This window comes from Chitinasiproducens palmae (assembly GCF_900095735.1).
Classification (GTDB): Bacteria; Pseudomonadota; Gammaproteobacteria; order Burkholderiales; family Burkholderiaceae; genus Chitinasiproducens; species Chitinasiproducens palmae.
Window position 1 is genome coordinate 134,628 of the sequence record NZ_FNLO01000008.1, and the last position, 21,114, is coordinate 155,741.

Annotated in this window: 17 protein-coding genes; 6 read left to right on the forward strand and 11 right to left on the reverse strand. The window is 68.1% G+C overall.

The features are described from left to right. Window positions 1–428: 428 nt before the first annotated feature. The 3 genes from BLU54_RS14145 to BLU54_RS23785 all read right to left on the reverse strand — a co-directional run bounded on the left by BLU54_RS14145 (window position 429) and on the right by BLU54_RS23785 (window position 4,123). Window positions 429–1,385 (reverse strand): LysR substrate-binding domain-containing protein, encoded by a 957-nt coding sequence (locus tag BLU54_RS14145; RefSeq protein WP_091909572.1) that lies wholly within the window; start codon window positions 1,383–1,385, stop codon window positions 429–431. A gap of 225 nt (window positions 1,386–1,610) precedes the next feature. Beyond that, window positions 1,611–3,962 (reverse strand): ATP-dependent DNA helicase RecG, encoded by a 2,352-nt coding sequence (gene recG, locus BLU54_RS14150; protein WP_091909576.1) that lies wholly within the window; start codon window positions 3,960–3,962, stop codon window positions 1,611–1,613. Then, window positions 3,959–4,123 carry a hypothetical protein gene (locus BLU54_RS23785; RefSeq protein WP_170845153.1) on the reverse strand — a complete coding sequence of 55 codons (165 nt, stop codon included), beginning with the start codon at window positions 4,121–4,123 and terminating at the stop codon, window positions 3,959–3,961. The genes recG and BLU54_RS23785 overlap by 4 nt, the downstream gene beginning before the upstream one ends. Before the next feature lie 56 nt (window positions 4,124–4,179). Between BLU54_RS23785 and queA the strand changes: the two genes are divergently transcribed. Both queA and tgt read left to right on the forward strand, forming a co-directional pair. Continuing rightward, a complete protein-coding gene (gene queA, locus BLU54_RS14155) occupies window positions 4,180–5,292 on the forward strand; it encodes a tRNA preQ1(34) S-adenosylmethionine ribosyltransferase-isomerase QueA (RefSeq protein ID WP_091909580.1) in 1,113 nt (370 codons plus the stop codon). A gap of 31 nt (window positions 5,293–5,323) precedes the next feature. Next, the gene (gene tgt, locus BLU54_RS14160; RefSeq protein ID WP_091909584.1) at window positions 5,324–6,499 is read left to right on the forward strand and encodes a tRNA guanosine(34) transglycosylase Tgt; all 1,176 of its coding nucleotides are present in this window, start codon (window positions 5,324–5,326) and stop codon (window positions 6,497–6,499) included. On the opposite strand, the gene BLU54_RS14165 is transcribed toward tgt, so the two are convergent. The 8 genes from BLU54_RS14165 to BLU54_RS14200 form a co-directional block, all read right to left on the reverse strand. Then, entirely contained in the window at window positions 6,496–8,175 is a 1,680-nt protein-coding gene (locus tag BLU54_RS14165) for a hydantoinase B/oxoprolinase family protein (RefSeq protein ID WP_091909587.1), read from the reverse strand. The genes tgt and BLU54_RS14165 overlap by 4 nt on opposite strands. Further along, window positions 8,172–10,226, reverse strand: coding sequence for a hydantoinase/oxoprolinase family protein (locus tag BLU54_RS14170; RefSeq protein WP_091909590.1), 2,055 nt, complete (start codon window positions 10,224–10,226; stop codon window positions 8,172–8,174). The genes BLU54_RS14165 and BLU54_RS14170 overlap by 4 nt, the downstream gene beginning before the upstream one ends. Before the next feature lie 23 nt (window positions 10,227–10,249). Beyond that, entirely contained in the window at window positions 10,250–11,569 is a 1,320-nt protein-coding gene (locus BLU54_RS14175) for an aspartate aminotransferase family protein (RefSeq protein ID WP_091909594.1), read from the reverse strand. 21 nt (window positions 11,570–11,590) lie between these two features. Then, complete coding sequence (locus BLU54_RS14180; protein ID WP_091909597.1) at window positions 11,591–12,298, reverse strand: ABC transporter ATP-binding protein; 708 nt, start codon at window positions 12,296–12,298, stop codon at window positions 11,591–11,593. Then, a complete protein-coding gene (locus tag BLU54_RS14185) occupies window positions 12,282–13,046 on the reverse strand; it encodes an ABC transporter ATP-binding protein (RefSeq protein WP_091909601.1) in 765 nt (254 codons plus the stop codon). The genes BLU54_RS14180 and BLU54_RS14185 overlap by 17 nt, the downstream gene beginning before the upstream one ends. Then, the gene (locus tag BLU54_RS14190) at window positions 13,043–14,044 is read right to left on the reverse strand and encodes a branched-chain amino acid ABC transporter permease (protein ID WP_091909605.1); all 1,002 of its coding nucleotides are present in this window, start codon (window positions 14,042–14,044) and stop codon (window positions 13,043–13,045) included. Before BLU54_RS14190 ends, BLU54_RS14185 begins: the two co-directional genes overlap by 4 nt. Then, on the reverse strand, window positions 14,041–14,916 hold the full coding sequence (locus BLU54_RS14195) for a branched-chain amino acid ABC transporter permease (protein WP_170845154.1): 876 nt from the start codon (window positions 14,914–14,916) through the stop codon (window positions 14,041–14,043). Before BLU54_RS14195 ends, BLU54_RS14190 begins: the two co-directional genes overlap by 4 nt. A 61-nt stretch (window positions 14,917–14,977) precedes the next feature. After that, window positions 14,978–16,129, reverse strand: coding sequence for an ABC transporter substrate-binding protein (locus tag BLU54_RS14200; RefSeq protein ID WP_091909611.1), 1,152 nt, complete (start codon window positions 16,127–16,129; stop codon window positions 14,978–14,980). 135 nt (window positions 16,130–16,264) lie between these two features. Between BLU54_RS14200 and BLU54_RS14205 the strand changes: the two genes are divergently transcribed. The 4 genes from BLU54_RS14205 (at window position 16,265) to secD (ending at window position 21,094) form a co-directional block, all read left to right on the forward strand. Continuing rightward, window positions 16,265–17,062 (forward strand): IclR family transcriptional regulator, encoded by a 798-nt coding sequence (locus BLU54_RS14205; RefSeq protein ID WP_091909614.1) that lies wholly within the window; start codon window positions 16,265–16,267, stop codon window positions 17,060–17,062. A 152-nt stretch (window positions 17,063–17,214) separates the two neighbouring features. Continuing rightward, window positions 17,215–17,730 (forward strand): DUF6496 domain-containing protein, encoded by a 516-nt coding sequence (locus BLU54_RS14210; RefSeq protein ID WP_091909617.1) that lies wholly within the window; start codon window positions 17,215–17,217, stop codon window positions 17,728–17,730. An 856-nt stretch (window positions 17,731–18,586) separates the two neighbouring features. Next, entirely contained in the window at window positions 18,587–18,853 is a 267-nt protein-coding gene (gene yajC, locus BLU54_RS14215) for a preprotein translocase subunit YajC (protein ID WP_235837966.1), read from the forward strand. A 264-nt stretch (window positions 18,854–19,117) separates the two neighbouring features. Next, on the forward strand, window positions 19,118–21,094 hold the full coding sequence (gene secD / locus BLU54_RS14220; protein WP_091909622.1) for a protein translocase subunit SecD: 1,977 nt from the start codon (window positions 19,118–19,120) through the stop codon (window positions 21,092–21,094). Window positions 21,095–21,114 lie beyond the last annotated feature (20 nt).

Sequence of the window (21,114 nt, forward strand, 5' to 3'; positions counted from 1 at the left end):
GTATCCACGCGGATCGCAGCGTAGCGGATGGCAGCGAAGTATTGTCCCGCCAGCGACGGCAATCGCGTCGCGGTCCGCTCAGGCAGCGTGCGGCCAGTGCGCCAGCATGCGGACGGTCAGCGCCAGCCAGCGGCTGCGCGCGACGGAACGAGAGTGATCGGACATGACGCGACTCCTTGGACAGCGCACGAATGGGGAACGGACAGCGTCACCATCATAACGTTGACTATCGATAAAACGAATTTGATAATTCAAATGTATCGCATAGCCGTGCTCGATCGACGTCCCGCATCTGCCCAGCAGCCAGGGCGCGCCAGCTTGCGTCGTGCCCTCTCACGCAGCGCGCCGAGTGATATCAGGCACGCAGCGCAGTGCGTGACACCGGCCAAGTAGCCGCATTCGTATCCCGGCGCGCCCCCCGGCGACCCTCAGTTCAACTTGGGCGGCAGGTCCAGCTTCGCCACGCCCGGCAGTTCGCAGGCCAGCACCGCATTGAACACTGCGTCGACCGCCTGCGTTCTCGTGAAGCTCTTGCGCCATGCCAGCACGACGCGCCGGTCCGGAACCGGTTCGGCAAAGTGAAGATAGGACAGCATGCCGGCGTCGGTCCGGCCGTCCGCGATACTGGCCGGCACCGACGTGCTCGGCAACACCGTAATGCCGACCCCGCTCGCCACCATGTGCCGGATCGTCTCCAACGACGAACCTTCGAAGGTCTTCTGAATGCCGTCCGCACTCTGCGAAAAGCGCATCAACTCCGGGCATACGCCCAGCACGTGGTCGCGGAAGCAGTGCCCACTGCCCAGCAGCAGCATCGTCTCGCGTTTCAGCGCATCGGCCTCGATCGATGCTTCCTTCTCCCACGGATGCCCCTTCGGCACCGCGACGACGAACGGTTCGTCGTACAGCGGCCGAACCATCAGACCGCTCTCAGGGAACGGCAGCGCCATGATCGCCACGTCGATCTCGCCCTGCTTCAACAGCTCGATCAGCTTAAGCGTGTAGTTCTCCTGCAGCATCAGCGGCATCTGCGGGACCGTGTCGATCATCTTCTTGACCAGCGCGGGCAGCAGGTACGGCCCGATGGTGTAGATCACGCCGACGCGCAGCGGCCCGGTCAGCGGATCCTTGCCCTGCTTCGCGATCTCCTTGATCGACAAGGTCTGTTCGAGCACGCGCTGCGCCTGCGCGACGATCTGCTCGCCGATCGACGTGACGCTGACCTCGCTTGCGCCGCGCTCGAAGATCTGGACATTGAGTTCGTCCTCCAGCTTCTTGATCGCCACCGACAACGTCGGCTGGCTGACGAAGCACGCCTCGGCGGCACGCCCGAAGTGGCGTTCGCGGGCAACGGCAACGATGTACTTCAGTTCGGTGAGTGTCATTACATCGAGATGGGGACGAAGCTAATGATTTATACGACGCAATAGATTTTTTCTTTTATACACGCGTCGAGGAGTGTCGCCAAGGGCCGACCCGCGATCGGCAAGCCTGACCGGGACGGCCGTTTCGCCCGTCCTCAGCTGCCCAGCCGCGCCCACCCACGCCCGCCAGCGGCCGGCACGGCCAGCGACACCCGCACCGCCGCCGCCAATCGCGCGCCGCCGCGCCTACGCCATCAGGTACTGCTCGCGTGTGCCGAGCCAGCGGTCCAGATGGCGGCTGGCGGCCTCCGGATGCGCGGCGAGCAGTTCGGCCGCCAACTGGCGCGCCGGTCCGACCAGGCCGGCATCCTCGTTAAGGTCGGCGAACCGGAGCATGGCGACGCCGGACTGCCGGGCGCCCAGGAATTCGCCCGGGCCGCGGATGTCGAGGTCGCGGCGCGCGATCTCGAAACCGTCGTTCGATTCGTGCATCACCTTCAGCCGTTCGCGCGCCGTTTGCGACAACGGGCTCGTGTAGAGCAGCACGCACACCGACGCGGCGCTGCCGCGCCCCACCCGGCCGCGCAACTGATGCAACTGAGCCAGACCGAAGCGCTCCGCATGCTCGATGACCATCAGCGACGCATTCGGCACGTCGACCCCGACTTCGATCACGGTAGTGGCGACCAGCACCTGTGTCGCGCCGCCGGCGAAGGCCTGCATCGTCTGTTGCTTCTCGGCTGCCGGCAGCCGTCCATGGACCAGTCCGATCGACAATTCGGGCAACGCCGCACACAAGGTCTGCCAGGTATCCACGGCGGTCTGCAGTTGCAATGCCTCGCTCTCCTCGATCAGCGGACACACCCAGTAGACCTGCCGGCCGTCGAGCGCCGCGCCCCGGACCCGCTCGATCACTTCCTCGCGCCGGGCATCGGCGACCAGCTTGGTCAACACCGGCGTGCGGCCGGGCGGCAATTCGTCGATCGTCGAGACGTCGAGGTCGGCGTAGTAGCTCATCGCCAGCGTGCGCGGGATCGGCGTCGCGCTCATCATCAGTTGGTGCGGCTGCAGCGCGTCGCCATCGCCGGTCGCGCCTGCGGCCTTGCGGCGCAGTGCGAGCCGCTGGCCGACCCCGAAGCGGTGCTGCTCGTCGACGATCACGAGGCCGAGCCGCGCGAACTCGACCGTGTCCTGGATGATCGCGTGCGTGCCCACCACCAGCGCGGCCTCGCCGCTTGCTACCTCGGCGAGCGCCTCACGCTTGGCCTTGGCGCGCAGGCTGCCGGTCAGCCAGGCGATGCGCACGCCGAGCGGCGACAGCCAGTCGTGCAGTTTGCGCGCGTGCTGCTCGGCCAGCAGTTCGGTCGGCGCCATCAACGCGACCTGATGGCCGGCGTCGATCGCCTGCGCGGCGGCCAGCGCGGCGACTACCGTCTTGCCGCTGCCGACGTCGCCCTGCAGCAGGCGCTGCATCGGTACGGTCTGCGCCAGGTCCGCGCCGATTTCGGCGACCACGCGTTGCTGCGCGCCAGTCAGCGCGAACGGCAACGCGCGGTGCAGGCGCGCCGACAGCGAGGTCGGGGCCGCCGCCGGCCCGGCCAGCGGCATCGCCGGCGCGCGGCGGCTGCGCCGCTCGGCGCGGGCGCGCGCCATCGACAGCTGCTGCGCCAGCAACTCGTCGAACTTCACGCGCTGCCAGGCCGGCGCGGTCCGTTCAATCAGGCCGTGCTGATCGGCATCGGCGGCCGGCCGGTGCAGCGCGCGAATCGCCTCCGGCAACGGCGGCAGGCCAAGCGCTGCGGCAAGCGGCTGCCAGAGCGCGGGCGGCACCGTGTCGTCGAGGTCGACCCGACTCAACGCCGCGTCGATGGCACGCCGCAGATAAGTCTGGCTAACGCCGGCGGTGGTCGAGTAGACCGGCGTCAATGCGGTGGGCAACGCGTCGCCGGCTGCCACCGCGTGATAGCTCGGATGCACCATTTCGAGGCCGAAGAAACCGCCGCGCACGTCGCCGCGCACGCGCATCCTCTGCCCGACCGCAAACTGCTTGAGCTGTGAACCATAGAAGTTGACGAAGCGCAGCGACAGCATCGCGCCGTCGTCGCCGCGCAGATGAACGACCAGTTGGCGCCGCGGACGGTAGCCCACTTCGGCGTCGGTCACCACGCCTTCGGTCTGCTGACTCAGGCCGGGCAGCAGATCGCCGATCGCGACCAGCCGCGTCTCGTCCTCGTAGCGAATTGGCAGGTGGAGTGCAAAGTCGAGGTCACGCGCGAGGCCCAGTTTGGCCAGCTTCTGCGCCGGCGTGCTGGCCTGTGCGGTCTTGCGGGCCGCCTTGGCGGCGGTCTTGCCGGGCGCCTTGCCCGGCTCGGCGGGTGCCTCGCCGTCGGCACGCTGCGTGGCTTGCTTGCCTGCCTTGGCCGCCGGCCGGGCCGGCGCGCCACCGCGCGCCTGCCGCGCGCCAGGCCGCGCGTTGGCGCGGGCGGTGACAGCGCGCGCGGCGCCCGTATCGCCGCTGGCGGCCGGCTCGCCCAGCGGCAGCAGCGGCTGCTCCGCGGACGCCGCTGCCACTGCCTCTGTCGGAGGAGTGCGCTTCACTTGTAGAATGCGGTATTGAAAGCGGTGGTATTGAAAGCGGTATTGAGGGCATCGGTCCTGCACCCGAGTGCCCTCCGGCGCGCCGTGCCGCCCGCTCGACTTGCCAGCGACGCGTCGCGCGCCCCGAACGGCGTCGCCTCGCCCTCGCGTTCCATCATCATCTCATCACTTCCTGTGCCGTCCCGGCGCGCCACTTCGCGCAGCGCGGGACCCGCTTATGTATACCCTGTCAGACTTCGACTTCGCGCTGCCCGCCGAACTCATCGCGCAAACCGCGCTCGCCGATCGCACCGCCAGCCGCCTGCTGGTCGTCAACGATCCGGCCCAGCCGCCGTCCGGCGACACCTCGCCCCGCGCGCCGCGGCTCGACGACCGGCACTTCGCCGACCTGCCCGGCCTCGTCGCGCCCGGCGACCTGCTGGTCTTCAACGATACACGGGTCATCAAGGCCCGCTTCTTCGGCAGCAAGGCAACCGGCGGCGCGATCGAGGTGGTCGTCGAGCGGCTGGTCGACGAGCGGACCGTGCTCGCCCAGATCCGAGCGAGCAAATCGCCGCGCGACGGCTCGACGCTGCGCCTCGCCGATGCTTTCGACGTCGTCGTCGGCGAACGGGTCGAGCCTTTCTACACGCTGCACTTCCCGGATGACGCGCTGACGCTCATTGAACGCCACGGTCGCCTGCCGCTGCCACCGTATATCAGCCACGACCCCGACGCAAGCGACGAGACACGCTACCAGACAGTGTATGCAAAGCACGTCGGCGCAGTAGCCGCGCCGACCGCCGGCCTGCACTTCGACGAACCGCTGCTCGCCGAACTCGATGCGCGGGGCGTCCGGCGCGACACGCTGACGCTGCACGTCGGCGCGGGCACGTTCTCGCCGGTGCGCGTCGAACAGCTCGACGCACACAAGATGCACAGCGAGTGGTATCGCATCACGCCGGCGCTGGTCGACGCCGTGCAAGCCACGCGCGCGCGCGGCGGCCGGGTGGTGGCCGTCGGCACCACGGCGATGCGCGCGCTCGAAGCCTCGGCGCGCGACGCCGAGGCCGCGGGACTGCCGGCCGGCGCGCTGCTCGCGAAGCAGGCCGAGACCGACATCTTCATTACGCCCGGCTACCGCTTCCGCGTCGTCGACCGGCTGATCACCAACTTCCACCTGCCGAAGTCGACGCTGCTGATGCTGGTATCCGCGTTCGCCGGCTTCGACACGATCCGTGCCGCCTATGCGCATGCGATCGACGCGCGCTATCGTTTCTTCAGCTATGGCGACGCGATGCTGCTGACCCGCGCCGCGCCCGACGCCGGGCGGGACGCCGGCGCCGCCTGAGCGCGCGCCGGCCGATACACCAGGACATCCGATGCTCAATTTCGAACTGCTGAAAACCGATGGCGCCGCGCGGCGCGGTCGCCTCACCCTCAACCACGGCGTGGTCGAGACGCCGATCTTCATGCCGGTGGGCACCTACGGCTCGGTAAAGGCGATGACGCCGGCCGACTTGCATGCGGTCAACGCGCAGATCGTCCTCGGCAACACCTTCCATCTCTGGCTGCGACCGGGCCTCGAGGTGATCGGCGCGCACGGCGGCCTGCACCGCTTCATGGGCTGGGACCGGCCGATCCTGACCGACTCTGGCGGCTTCCAGGTATTCAGCCTCGGCGCGCTGCGCAAGATCAGCGAGGATGGCGTCACGTTCGCCTCGCCGATCAACGGCGACCGGCTGTTCCTGTCGCCGGAGGTGTCGATGCAGATCCAGCGCGTGCTGAACTCCGACATCGTGATGCAGTTCGACGAATGCACGCCGTTCGAGACCGACGGCATTCCGACGCCGCACCAAGCCGCGGCCGAGTCGATGCGCATGTCGGCGCGCTGGGCGCGCCGCTCCCACGACGAGTTCGTGCAGGGCGGCAATCCCAATGCGCTATTCGGCATCGTGCAGGGCGGCATGTTCGAGGACCTGCGCGACGAGTCGCTGCAGCGGCTGTCGGAGATCCCGTTCGACGGTTATGCGATCGGCGGCCTGTCGGTCGGCGAGCCGAAGCAAGACATGGCGCGCATTCTCGCCCACACCGGGCCGCGCCTGCCGCGCGACAAGCCGCACTATCTGATGGGCGTGGGCACGCCCGAGGACCTGGTGGCGGGTGTCGCGGCCGGCGTCGACATGTTCGACTGCGTGATGCCGACCCGCAACGCGCGCAATGGCTGGCTGTTCACGCGCTTCGGCGACGTGAAGATCCGCAACGCCACGCATCGCAACGACCAGCGGCCGCTCGACGAAAGCTGCGGCTGCTACGCGTGCCGGAACTTCTCGCGCGCCTACCTGCATCATCTGCACCGCACCGGCGAAATCCTGGGCGCGCAGCTGGGCACGATCCACAACCTGCACTACTACCTGACCTTGATGCAGGAAATTCGCGATGCGATCGACGCCGGCGCATTCGCCGCGTTCCAGGCCCGCTTCAAGGCCGAGCGCGCGCGCGACGCCCGGCCGCGCGCCGGCCAGGACGGCGGCGGCCAGGCCGGCAGCGCAAGTTAGGACCGCGCGCCCGCGCCGAAGCGCGCGGCCGCCTGCTCGGCGGTGTAATACCCCGCCCGCACGTCGCTCGCCACCCTGGCCGGATCGCGCCGCGCCGGATCGCCGAAGCCGCCGCCGCCCGGCGTGAATACCTCGATCACGTCGCCGGCCTGCATCACCACGCCCTGATCCTTGCTGACGTGCGGCGGTTCGTACGCCTGCCCGTCGCGATGGATGACGATCCGGGTCTTGCCACCGTCGCTGCCGCCAAGCGCGCCGGGCGGCCCGAACTTGCCGTGATCCATCACCATCGACGCGCGCGCGCTGCCGCGCAGCAGCTGCATCCGGAAGTGAATGCCCATGCCGCCGCGAAATTCGCCGGCGCCGCCCGAGCCCTCGTGGATCGCATAGCGTTCGAAGCGCACCGGATACAGCTGTTCCAACACCTCGACCGGCTGCGATTTCGAGATCCCGATCGTCGAGCAGCCGTTGGTCAAGCCGTCGCCGCCGTCGTAGCCGCCGTAGCCGCCGCCGGAGATCGCGTACATCACGTAAGCCCGCCCGCTGGCCGGGTCTTCGCCACCGATCGCCAGGTTGGCGGTGGTTCCCGCTGGCGCCGCGAACAGCAGTTCTGGGATGGCGTCGACCAGCGCGTCGAACACCGCCTCGGCAATGCGCTGACTGACCTCGGCCGCACAGCCGGAAACCGGCCGCGGGTACTGCGCGTACAGAAAGGTGCCGACCGGATCGACGATGTCGAGCGGCTCGAAGGTCCCCGCGTTGATCGGTACTTCCGGGAACACATGCTTGATCGCCAGGTAGATCGACGACTTGGTGGTTGCGAGCACACTGTTCATCGGCCCGGCGCAGGGCGCGCTCGATTCGGACAGGTCGAACGCCAGACGCCCGGCGGTCTTCTTCACATGCAGCCGGATGCGCAGCGGCGTGTCGACCACGCCATCGGAATCGAGAAACGATTCGCCGACGTAGTCGCCGTCGGGGATCTGATCGATGCACTCGCTCATCTGTACACTGGAACGTCGCTTCAATTCCGCGATGGCGGCTTCGACGGTGCTCTCGCCATAGCGGTCGAGCAAGTGCGTCAGCCGCTTGCCGCCGATCACCAACGCGGCCGCTTGCGCCTTGATGTCGCCGATGCGTTGTTCCGCGATACGGATGTTGGACATGATGATCGAGAGAATCTCGCGATCCAGTTCGCCCGCCTTGAACAGCTTCACCGGTGGCAGGCGCAAGCCCTCCTGCTCGATCTCGGTGGCATGCGCGGAGAAGCCCCCCGGCACCATGCCGCCGATGTCCGGCCAGTGTCCGGTATTGGCGAGCCAGGCGAACAGCCGGCCGCGATAGAAGAACGGCTTCACGAAGCGCACGTCCATCAGGTGCGTGCCGCCCAGGTACGGATCGTTGACGACGAAGATGTCGCCATCGCTGATCTCGCCGGCTCGCTCGATCACCGCCTGCGTCGAGAACTGCATGGTGCCGACGAAGATCGGCAGGCCGAAGTCGCCCTGCGCGATCAGTTCGCCGCTCTCGCGGTGGTAGATGCCGTTCGAGCGGTCCTGCGATTCGGAGATCACCGGCGAGAACGCGGCCCGGCAGAACGACAGGTCCATCTCGTTGCAGACCTGTTGCAGGCCGCTCTGGATGACGGTCAAAGTGACCGGATCGATATCAGTCATTGGGCGGCCTCCGCCGGCGCGTGGATGGTGACGATCAGATTGCCGGACGCGTCGAGTCGGGCACGGTTGCCGGGTTCGAGCACCAGCGTGGCGTCGAGCTGTTCGACGATGGCCGGGCCGTGCACCGGCGTCGCGGGCAAGCGGTCGCGCCGATAGATCGGCGTCTCCAGCCAGCCGGCACCGTCGAACCAGACGCGGCGCTTGCCGCGCTGCGCGTCGGCCAGGGTCGCGGCGGGCTGAGCCTGCGCCAGCGTGGCGAGACCCGGTGCGTTGCGCTTGCCGACGATCGACGTGTTGAAGGTGACCAGCACCGGCCGCAGTTCGGCCAGCTCGACCTCGAAGCGCTGCCAGTACGCGCGCGTGAACGCCTCGGCAAGCGCCGGCACGTTCAGTTCGCCCGGCGCGATGTCGATGCCGAGCAGATGACTCTGTCCCTGGAACTGCATCTCGACGCTGTGCCGTATCACGAGGTCGCTGACCGCGATCCCGTCCGCGTCGATGCGGCGGCGGCCCTCGGCGATCTGCTCGGCGGCACAGGCCGCGAGCATCGCATCGTCGAGCGCGGCGAGCGGACGGTTGAAGGTCTTGACCAGATCGTGCCGCACGTCGGCAACCAGGCAGCCGAGCGCATTGGTCAGGCCGGGCCGCACCGGGATCAGCGCGGTCGGGATGCCCAGCTCGCGCGCCAGCGCCGTCGCATGCAGCGGCCCGGCGCCGCCGAACGCGAACAGCGCGAAATCGCGCGGATCGTAGCCGCGCGCGACGCTGACCAGCCGGATCGCGCCGGCCATGTTGTCGTTGCCGACACGCAGGATCGCGGCCGCTGCCTCGTAGGCGTCGAGGCCGAGCGGACGGCCGATCGTGCGCTCGACGATGTCGGCGACCTGCTCGACCGACACGCGCTGGTCCACTGCCAGCAAGCGCTCGGGGTCGAGCCGGCCGAGCAACAGATTGGCATCGGTGAGCGTCGGCACCGTGCCGCCGCGTCCGTAGCAGATCGGCCCCGGCCTGGCGCCCGCGCTGTGCGGGCCCACGCGCAGGATGCCCCCGGCAACGACCCGCGCGATCGAGCCACCGCCCGCCCCGACCGTGTGCACGTCGACCATCGGCACGTGGATCGGCATCCCGTATTCGAGCTCCAGTTCACTGGAAACCTTCGGCAGGCCGTCTTCGATCAGCGCCACGTCGGTGGACGTGCCGCCCATGTCGTAGGTGATCAGATTCGGCAGACCGGCGAGCCGACCGGCATAAGCGGCGGCCATCACGCCGGACGCCGGGCCCGACATCACGGTGTTCACCGCCGCGCGCGACACCGTGCGCGACGACACGGTGCCGCCGTTGCCCTGCATCACCAGCAGGTCGCTGCGAAAGCCCGACGCCGTCAGTTCGCTCTGCAGGCGTTCGATGTAGCGGTCGAGAATCGGCTGCACCGCCGCGTTGACCGCGCCCGCCGTGCCGCGTTCGAACTCGCGAAATTCCGAGATGATCTGATGCCCGGCCGTCACGTAGGCGTTGTGCCAGTGCTCGCGCGCCAGCGCCAGCGCCTCGCGCTCGTGCGCCGGATTGACGTAGCTGTGCAGGAAATGGATGAACAGCGCCTCGACGCCGCGCGCCTGCAACGCGCGCAGCGCCGCCACGAACTGCGCGTGGTCCAACGGCGTGACGATTTCGCCGCGCGCATCCATCCGCTCGTCCACCTCCAGCCGGTCCTCGCGCTCGATCAACGGCTGGAACTGCCCTTTCAGGCCATAGGCTTGCGGCCGCGTGCGGCGGCCCAGTTCGAGCACGTCGCGAAAGCCGCGGGTGGTCACCATGCCGACGCGCGACAGCTTGCGTTCGAGCACGGCGTTGGTGGTGGTGGTCGTGCCGTGCACGATGCTGTCCACCTGCGCGAGCGGCACGCCGGTGTTGCGCAGCGCCTGCAGCACGCCAAACGCCTGATTGTCCAGCGTGGTGGGGACCTTCGAGAGCCGTGCCTCGCCGGTCGCCTCGTCCATCAGGATCAGGTCCGTGAAGGTGCCGCCCACGTCGATGCCGACGGTGATCGTCATGTGATTCTCCAGAAACGTGGCGGTCAGGAAGCGGACGCAGCGATTGCCCGCAACGCGTCGTCGAACGCCGCGCCGATCGTGGCGATGTCCGCGTCGTCCATCGCGCTCGACAGTGCAATGAGTCCGTAGCTCGCGGTGATCACGCCGCGATTGAGCAGTTCGAGCACCAGCCGCGACAGCAGCCCCTGCTCCTCGGCAGTGGGGAACGCCGAGCGGTAGTCGCGAATGGGGCGTGCGTGGAAATGCACCTTGATCAGCGAGCCGACGCCGGTCGCCTGGCCGGGCAGACCCGCGTTCGCGAAGGCGGCGCGGATCATGTCGCGCAAGCGATCGCCCTGGGCATTCAGGCGGGCGTGCGCGGCCTCGTCAAGCAACCGCATCGCGGTGAGTCCCGCCGCCATCGTCACCGGGTTGGCGGAAAAGGTACCGCCATGGGGCACGGCCGGCCGGCCCGTGCTTGGGTCGAACACCGCCATCACCTCCGCCCGCCCTCCGACCGCGCCGACCGGAAAGCCGCCGCCCATGATCTTGCCGACCGTGGTCAGGTCCGGTACCACGCCATAGCGCGACTGCGCGCCGCCGCTCGCCAACCGCAACGTGATCACCTCGTCGATGATCAGCAACATGCCCAGTTCCGTCGTCAGTCTGCGCAGCGCCGCCAGATAGGCCTCGCTGGCCGGAATCAAGCCGACGCGGTTCGGGACCGGATCAACCAGCACCCCGGCCAGCGACGCGGCGTGCGTGCGCAGCAGGGCCTCGGTGGCTTCGATGTCGTTGAAGGGCAGCACGACCACGTCGTCGAGCACGCCCTGCGGCGTGCCCTGCGCATACGGGACCGACAGCGGACTGCCCTCGCCCCAGTTGGCCGGCGTCGCGTCGAGGCTGGTCTCCGCGTAGTCGTAGGAGCCGTGATACGCACCCTCGACCTTCGCGATCTTGCGCTTGCCGGTGAAGGCGCGCGCCGCCTTGATCGCCATCATCACGGCCTCGGTGCCCGAGTTGGTGAAGCGGACCGCCTCGATCGACGCGACGCGGGCGCAGAGCAGTTCGGCCAGTTCGATCTCGGCCTCGGTCGGCATGCCGAAACTGGTGCCGCGCGCGATCTGGGCGCAGGCCGCGGCGACCACCTCGGGTTGGCCATGGCCATGGATCAGCGCGGTGAAATTGTTGATGCAGTCGATCCGCGACACGCCATCGACATCGACGACGCGGCAACCGGCGCCGCTTGCCGCGTAGATCGGATACGGCTTCATGAAAACCGTGGTGCGCGTGTTGCCGCCCGGTAAGGAGTGCTTAGCGCGGGCGTAGAGCTGACTCGAACGGGATTGGGAATCGGGATACATGGCTTTTCCTGATGAGACGGATCAATGACCCAGGTAGGCGTCGCGGATGCGGGGATCGCCGGCCATTTCGCTGGCCACGCCCGAGAGCACGACTTCGCCGTTTTCCAGCACATAGCCGCGCGCGGCGACATCGAGCGCGAGGACGGTGTTCTGTTCGACGAGAATCATCGCCAGGCCGCCCCGGTTGATGGTGGCGATGCGCGCGTAGACTTCCTCGGCCAGCCGCGGCGCGAGGCCCAGCGACGGCTCGTCGAGCAGCAGCAACGACGGCCGCGCCATCAGCGCGCGGCCGATCGCCAGCATCTGTTGCTCGCCGCCGGAAAGCGACCAGCCCAGTTGCCTTTCGCGCTCGGCCAGGCGCGGAAAGAGGTCGTAGACCCAGGCCAGGTCGTGTTCCGTCTCGTGCCGGCCGGCGCGCCGGGCGGCGGCGCCGATCAACAGGTTTTCCTTCACGGTCAGCCCCGGGAAGATTCGTCGCCCCTCCGGCACGTGCGCGATGCCGCCGCGCACGCGGCGTTCGGGCGACAGCCCGTCGAGCGGCGCGCCGTCGAATTCGATGCTGCCGCCGCGGATCGGCATCAGGCCGGAGATCGCCCGCAACAGCGTGGTCTTGCCCGCGCCGTTCGCGCCGATCAGCGCCACCGCCTCGCCCTTCTGGACCGACACGTCGACGCCGCGCAGCGCAACGATGTCGCCGTACGCGGCACTCAGATCAGTGCATCTCAACATGCTTGTATCCCCTGCCCAGATAGGCTTCGAGCACCGCCGGATCGCTTTGCACCTCGGCTGGCGAGCCTTCCGCGATCTTCTGTCCGAAGTTGAGCACCGCGATGCGCTCGGCCAGCCGCATCACCATGCCCATGTTGTGCTCGATCAGGATCACCGCCAGCGCATGTTCGGTGCGCAGCTCGCGCAACAGCGTCATCAGCCGCGCCACTTCGCCGGAGTTCAGGCCGGCGGCCGGTTCGTCGAGCAGCAGCAGCTTCGGCCGCGCGACCAGCACCCGCGCCATCTCGACCAGCCGGCGGTTGCCATACGACAGCGATCCGATGTCGCGCCCGGCCAGCCCGGCCAGCCCGAACCGCGCCAGCATGTCGAGACTGCGCTGCCGCAGCGCGGTGTCCGCGTCGCGCCGGTTCGCGCGGCCCGATGTGCGATGCCGGATCGCCGCACCGAGCATCACGTTCTCGAGGACCGTGAGCCGGCCGAACAGCTTGCCGTTCTGGAAGATGCGCCCGACGCCATGCCGCACCACCGCGTCGGCGGGCAGGCCGGTGATGTCGCTGCCATCCAAGACCACGCTGCCGGCGCTGGGGCGATACAGCCCGGTCAGCGCGTTGAGCAACGTGCTCTTGCCGGCGCCGTTGGGGCCGATCACCGCGAAAAAGGTTTCCGGCGGCACGTCGATGTCGACCCCCTGCAAGGCCTTCAGGCCGCCGAAGGTGACCGACAGGCCGCTCACGCGCAGCAGGCTCATGAGGCGTCTCCGGTGCGGGCGGGCGATGCCGCGCGTCGCGCGCGCGGTGCCCGGGCGAGGACGTCGAGCAGGCCGACGATGCCTTTCGGCAGCACCACCAGTACGACCAGCACGAGGATGCCGAACACGAGCAGATAGGCGTTGCCGACGCCGCGCAAGGCTTCGGGCAGCAGCGTGACGCCGACCGCGCCGAGGATGGCTCCGGCCAGCGTGCCCTCGCCGCCGACGATCAGCATCGCGAGATAGGTGATCGAATGCGCGTACGCGAAGTCCTCGGGCGACACGAAATGAACGTGGAACGCGAACAGGCAACCGGCGATGGCCGCGTAGACGCCGCCAATCGTGAACGCCGCGGTCTTGGCGCGGGCCACCACGATGCCGGTCATCGATGCGGCGATTTCGTCGTCGCGGACCGCGATCAGGCTGCGGCCGAGATGACTGCGCCGCAGCCGCGCCGCCGCCCAGGCGAGCAGCGCCAGCACCGCCAGGCAGAAGCCGTAGAAGCGCTGCTCGCTCGCCAACGGCACGCCGAACAGTTCGAGCACGGGCACGTTGGCAATGCCGTCGGTGCCGCCGGTGAGCGCGACCCAGTTCGAGGCGACGATGCCGAAGCTCACGTTGAGTCCCAGCGTCGCGAGCGCCAGGTAATGGCCCTTCAGGCGCAGCAACACGCGCCCGATCAGATAGGCGGCGGCCCCCGCGACGGCCACCGCGCAAGCCGAAGCCAGCCACGGATTGACGCGGTAGCGCGTGCACAGGATCGCGACCGTGTATGCGCCAAGCCCGACGAACGCGGCATGGCCGAGCGAGATCAAGCCGGCATAGCCGAACACGATAGTCAGTCCGAGCACGGCGACCGCCGAGATCAGGCCGACGACGAGCAGGCGAGCCGTGTAGTCGCTGACCATGAACGGCAGCGCGATCGCGACCAGCACAGCCAGTGCGCCGAGCGCGATGTGCAACGGCCGCATGCCGTCGAAACGGGAAACGTCGCTCATCCGCGTTCTCCGATGCGCTCGCCGAAGATTCCCTGCGGACGCACCAGCAGGAACAGGATCATGATGCCGAAGGCCAGCAGGTCCTTGTAGGTCGACGAGATATACGACGCACCCAGGATTTCGATCAGTCCGACCGACAGTCCGCCGACGATGGCGCCCGGCACGTTGCCGAAGCCGCCGATGATGGTCGCGGCGAACGCCTTCAGCGCGATCGGATCGCCCATGTTCACGTCGGCGAACCACATCGGCGCAACCAGCAGGCCGGCGAACGAAGCGAACACCGCGGCCAGCACCCAGGCCAGGCCCAACAGCAGCGTGACTGGCAACCCCATCAGCCGCGCCGCCTCGGTATCCTGCGCGATCGCTCGCATCGCACGCCCGGTGCCGGTGCGATACAACAGCAGGTAGAGCAACGCGATCAGCACCGCGGTGATCGCGATAGTGGCCAGCGCGTGCACCGACACCACGCTGTTGCCGAGGCTCAGGGTGCCGTCTCCGAACGGCGAGGGAATGCGCGACGGCCACGGCCCCCAGATCAACAGCGCCGCGTTCTGCAAGGCGATGCCCACCGCCACCGTGCCGATGATCACGGACACGACCGGCCGCTTCTGCAACGGCAGGTGAATCACGAAATAGAACAGCACGCCGAACACCGCCATCGCGGCGATCGCGAGCGGATAGGCGATCGGCGCCGGCAGCTGCGCGTTGACGATGGTGGTCACACCGATGAACGTGCCCAGCATGACGAACTGACCCGCTGCGAAATTGACCACGCTGGTCGCCGAATACACGATCACGAAGCCAAGCGCCGCCAGCGCATAGACGCTGCCGAGGGCAATGCCGTTGATCAGTAACTGCGCGAGTGCATCCATCAGCTTTTCCAGTGGACCGCGCGTGACACCGGAGACGCTGTCCGGCAGCACGCGACGCGATTTACTCGACGTTGATCGAGTCGACGAATTCCATGTCCTTGCTGCCGGACTTGAACTTGACCACCGCGACGTCGTGCACGCCATTGCCTTCGGCGTCGAAGCGGTAGCGATGCGAGACGCCCTGGTAGTCCTTCACCTTGGCGAGATAGGCGCGCAGCGGTTCGGCGTCGGTGCCGACCTCGTTCATCGCCTTGGCCATCAGCATGGCGCCGTCGTAATAGGCGGCCGCATAGGGATCGGCATCGACGCCGAAGCGCTTGCGGTAGCGGTCCAGGAAGGCCTTGCCCTGCGGCGTGCCGGGCAGATAGGCGTCGATCACGCCCCAGACGTTGCCCAGGTCGTTCGCCGACAGCAATTGCAGCGCCGCCGGCACGAAGGCCGCGGACGAGGCCACCACCGGCTGCTTCAGGCCGAGCATCTTGATCTGCCGCAGCAGCAACGCGCCGTCCTGCGGGTAGACAAAGGCGACGATCACATCGGCCCCCTTGTTCTTCAGGTTCAGCAGCTGCGCCGACATGTCCTTGTTGTTCTGCCCATACGACTCCGAGGCCACCACCTTGATGCCCTGCTTGGCGAGAAATTCGACGGCCGCGTTCGCGCCGCCCTGCCCGAAATCGTTCTGGATGTAGATCACGCCCGGCTTGCTGCCCTTGAGCGTGTCCTTCACGAAGCGGGCCATCGCCACCGCCGCGGTGCTGTCCTGCGGACGGATGCGGAACATCCACGGATTGCGCAGACGCGACACCGCGTCGGCGCCGCCCGCGTACATCGCCGGCCGCTTGGCCTTCGCGACTTCCGGCGCCACCGCAATGTTCTGCGTGCTGTAGCTGGTCAGAAAGATGAACGGTGGATTCTTCTCCTGCACGACCTTGACGAGCGCATTGATCGCCGTACCGTTCGACGCCTGGGCATCTTCGACGGCCAGCGCAATTTTCTTGCCCTTCACGCCACCCGCGGCATTGATCTCATCGACTGCCATCTGGAGCGAATTTGAGTACTGCTTACCGGTCAACGAAAGCGGGCCGGTGAGTGGCACGGTCGCTCCGACGACGAGCTCCCCGGCGGCGCGGACGCTGGCCGACGAAGCCATCAGTGCGATGATCGCCGTGGAATGGACCAAGGCCTGACGCAGCCCCGCGAATCGGATGGACATGACGGATCCTCTCGGGTTGGAGACGGTTGTCTCGTTTTTCGGAACTTTGTTTTGATTTCCGATAAAATGTAAAAGGCCGTTTTTTTGATGTCAAGGGCGAGACAAAATCTCGCACCTCACTTCCGCGCGTACGACATGACTGAACCAGACAAGGCGCCGCCGCTCGAGCGCTACATCCGCATCCTGGAATTGCTGGCCGGATTTCCCACCGGCCTGTCGCTCACCGAGGTGGCGACGCTGCTCGCGCTGCCGAAAGCGACGGCGCACCGACTGTTGCGCACGATGCAGGAGTCACAGCTGGTCGAACCTGCGGGACCCGGCGCGTCTCAATACGTGACCGGTCGTCGGCTGCGCACGCTGCTGTATCTCAACACCGGCAGCGACTGGGTCGACGCGGTCGTGCGCCCTCACCTGCGCGCGTTGGTCGATGAGACACACGAGACCGCCTACATTGCAAAGCTCGAAGGAACGACGGTCCGCTCGATCCTGATGGAAGCGCCCGACACGCCGTGGCGTGGCTTCGTGTTGCCGGGCAAGGAGATGCACCCGCATGCAGCGGCATCGGCGAAGGCCATCATCGCGTTCCGCGACGAGGCGACGATTGCGCGGGCGCTCGCCGCGCCGTTGGAAAAACTGACGACGCGCACCGTCGTCGACCCGAGCCAGGTTCGCGCCGACTACGCGGTCGTGCGTGAACGCGGCTATGCGACCTGCATCGCCGAAATCGACGACGGCCTGGCGGCGCTGGGCGTGCCGATCATGATCCCGGGCGCCGAAGTCGTCTTCAGCCTGGGACTGACCGGACCGATCGGGCGTGTGCTCGAACGGGACCTGGATGCGCTCGCGGCGACGATGGCAGTCCATGCGAAGCGCATTGCGGCGGGACTGGTGGTCGGACGGTCGCGCCATGACTTGGCGCGCGAGGCCGGCTGACGCGTCGGCTGAAACGTCGGCCGAAGCGTCGTTCCGGCGGGCCAGGCTGGCGCGGCTCGGCGTTCCCTACCACTGGGCGGCGCCGGCAGCCGCCCGCGACGGCGGGAACGACGCTTGCGGCGGCAAGGTCATCTCTTTTACTGGAGCCGATCATGCCGCAGAAACAGACCATCGCGCGTGCGAAGGAAGACAAGCGCCAAGGGAAGTCGGCGTCGACGCAGGCAGGCGAGTTCGTGAAGGAACAGATGCACCGCATCCGCGCGGGCGAGCACGGTGCGCGTTCCACCAAGCAGGCGATCGCCATCGGCCTTTCCGAAGCGCGCCGGGCCGGCGTCAAGGCGTCGCCCGGCAAGAATGCGTCGGCCGCCACCCGCCACAAGGCGGAGCAGGACACGCAGGCGGCCGAGCACGGCACGTCGGGCAGCAAGGAAACGCATGCGCGCCGCGCCGCGGCGCGAAAGCGCGTACTGAAACGCGAAAGCACGCGCGCTGCCTCTACCTCCGAATTGTCGAAGCACGCTCGCAGCAGCGCGCACAAACGCACCGCTGCGGACCGCTCGGCCGCCGCCCGCAAGGGTGCGGAGACCAAGGGCGCGGCGGGCCGTTCCGCCGCGGCGAAGAAGGCCGCACGCACCCGCGCGGCGAACGCGGCGGCGCGCCGTCACTGACAGACTGCTACCTGCCGCCCGGCTGGCCCGCGGCCCACCGGGTCATACGATTGCGTCGCATGCGCAATCGGCCCGCGTGTTGGCATTCGTCCCTCGGCGGCAAAACGTCGCAAGCGCGTCGCAAGCGCGTCGGAGCGCGTCGCAAGCGAAGCGGCTGCCGCGCTTCGACGGCGCCGCTCGTGCGGAAGGGCGCTGCGCTTCCCTGCGCCGACGGGATGCGGTTCACGCCTAGGGCGGCTTGACCGCGTGTCCGCGCAGCCCGACATGCGCGCACACACACCACCAGCCGCTGCCTCGCTTGCAGGGGCACTGGGATGGCACGCGAGCGTGCTGTGATCGCCACTGCCATGCGGATCACGGCATGCCACTTCCGGCCAACCCTCGCATCTCTGGCAACCGGATAGACGGAAACCTTACGCGGCGTAATGTTCCGACTGCGCACCCGCACCTTCCGACGTGTGAAGGACCAGCGACGTCGACCGGCGACATCGACCGCCGCCTGAACGGTTGAAGACGGCGGTCGACGTTGCATCTGCCCCCTGCCGCCAGCTCGACCTTGCGCAGCGTGCCGCCCAGACCGCGCGTCGACCGGCTGCCGCCCAACCGCCGGCCGTCCAACGCCTCGCCCGGCTGACCGTTCCGAGCGCGCGCGGCAAGGCCGCCGGCGCCCGGGCGCCGGCGCCGAAGCGGGCCCGCCAGTCGCCCTTTCGGAGCCCCGCGCCATCGCGACAGCGCGGTGTTAGGGCGGTGTTAGAATACGCGCCTATTTCCCCTGACCGCTCGGAGACTTTCTGTGTCTTTGTTTATATCTGACGCTTTCGCGCAAGGCGCGGCGGCCAGCACCGAATCCAGCCTGATGAGCTTCGCACCGCTGATCCTGATGTTCGTGGTGCTGTACTTCATCATGATCCGGCCGCAGATGAAGCGCCAAAAAGAGCATCGCAACATGCTCGCCGCGATGGCCAAGGGCGATGAAGTCGTCACCAGCGGCGGGCTGGTGGGCAAGGTCGGCAAGGTCGGCGACGCCTACGTGACGATCGAAGTCGCGGACAATGTCGAGATCACCGTCCAGAAGGGCGCGGTCACGACGATCCTGCCGAAGGGCACGATCAAGGCGCTCTGATCGACGCCGCGTCCGCCGCGCGGCATCGCGTGCTCGCGGCACTGACCGACCGATGACGAAGGGCCGCGCCACTGGCGCGGCCCTTCGTCCAACGCGGTTCGCTGCCGCGGTCGGGCTGCCGGTGCCGACACGGTGCGGTTTTCGCGGGCTCTTCCGCGCAAGTCGCCGGTCTGCAATGGTCACGCGCGACGGCAGATTCGCTGCCTCAAAGCTGTCGTTCGCGCGAGACGGCACGCCCGAATTGCTTCCATCCCCCGGCTCGTCATGAATCGTTACCCTCTCTGGAAGTATGCGGTCATGCTGGTGGCGCTCGCCATCGGCCTGATCTACACCCTCCCCAATTTCTTCGGCGAAGCGCCGGCCGTGCAGGTGTCCAGCGGCAAGGCCACCGTTCGCGTCGGCACCGACGTGCTCCAGCGCGTCGAGCAGGCGCTCGCCTCGGCACAAATTCGCAGCGACGAGGTCACGTTCGACAACGCCACCGGCAACGCCAGCGTGCGCGTGCGGCTGCCCGATCTCGACACCCAGCTGCGCGCGCGCGACGCACTCGAAAAGTCGCTCAATCCCGACGCCAGCGACCCGGCCTACGTGGTCGCGTTGAACCTGCAGAGCGCCTCGCCGCGTTGGCTGAGCGCGCTCGGCGCACGGCCGACGTATCTGGGCCTGGACCTGCGCGGCGGCGTGCACTTCCTGTTGCAGGTCGACATGGCCGGGGCACTGCAGAAGAAGCTCGATGCGGAAAGCGCCGACGTGCGCAACGTGCTGCGCGACGGCTCGATCCGCGACGGCGGCGTCAGCCGTGCGGGCGACACCCTGGTCGTCAACTTTTCGTCGCAGGATGTCGCCGACAGCGCGCGTCGTCTGCTCGCCGAGCGGCTGCCGGATCTGCAATGGAACACCACGCCGGCTGGCGGCAACGTGCAGGTGGTCGGCAGCTTCTCCGACGCGACGCGGCGCACCGTGCAGGAAAACGCGCTCAAGCAGAACATCACGACGCTGCACAACCGCGTCAACGAACTGGGCGTGGCCGAGCCGGTGATCCAGCAGCAAGGCGCCGACCGTATCGTGGTCGAACTGCCGGGCGTGCAGGACACCGCCAAGGCGAAGGACATCATCGGCCGCACCGCGACGCTGGAAGCCCGCTTGGTCGACAGCAGCGCGCCGCGCGTGCCCAATCCGAACGACCCGGTGCCGGCCGGCGACGACCTGTTCGTGCACGGCAACGGCGCACCGGTCTACATGAAGAAGCAGGTGATCTTCACCGGCGACCGCATCACCAGCGCCTCGGCCGGCTTCGACGAGCACCAGCGCCCGGCCGTCTCGATCAAGCTGGACGCCGCGGGCGGCCGCGTGCTGCGCGACGTGTCGCGCGACAACATCGGCAAGCCGATGGGCATCGTGCTGTTCGAGCGCAACAAGGGCGAAGTGCTGACCGTGGCGACGATCCAGTCCGAACTCGGCCAGACCTTCCAGATCACCGGCTCGGCGTCGACCGAGGCCGCCAACGACCTCGCGCTGCTGCTGCGCGCCGGCTCGCTGGCCGCGCCGATGGACATCATCGAAGAACGCACGATCGGCCCGAGCCTGGGCGCGGACAACATCCGCAAGGGCTTCGACTCGGTGGCCTATGGCTTCGCCGCGATCAGCGTGTTCATGATCGCCTACTACATGCTGTTCGGTGTCTTCTCGACGCTGGCCCTGTCGTTGAACCTGCTGTTGCTGGTGGCGGTGCTGTCGATGTTGCAGGCGACGTTGACGCTGCCGGGCATCGCGGCCATTGCGCTGACGCTCGGCATGGCGATCGACGCGAACGTGCTGATCAACGAGCGCATCCGCGAGGAACTGCGCGCCGGCGCCCAGCCGCAGACGGCGATTTCGCTGGGCTTCTCGCACGCCTGGGCGACGATCTTCGACTCGAACGTGACCACGCTGATCGCCGGCCTGGCGCTGCTGGCCTTCGGTTCGGGGCCGGTGCGCGGCTTCGCGGTGGTGCACTGCATCGGTATCGTGACGTCGATGTTCTCGGCGGTGTTCTTCGCGCGCGGCCTGGTCAACCTCTGGTACGGCGGCAAGAAGCGCCTCAAGTCGCTGGCCATCGGCCAGGTCTGGCGGCCGGGCCCGACCGCGGGCGGCGTGCCGCTCGCCGAAGAGCCGGCTCTCGACACGCCGAGCGAAACGCCGGTCGTGCGCAAGCCGACCGTGCGCCGCAACCCGAGCGCGAAGCGCCCGGGCAAGCCCTGAAACGCGGACCTCATCGGAGC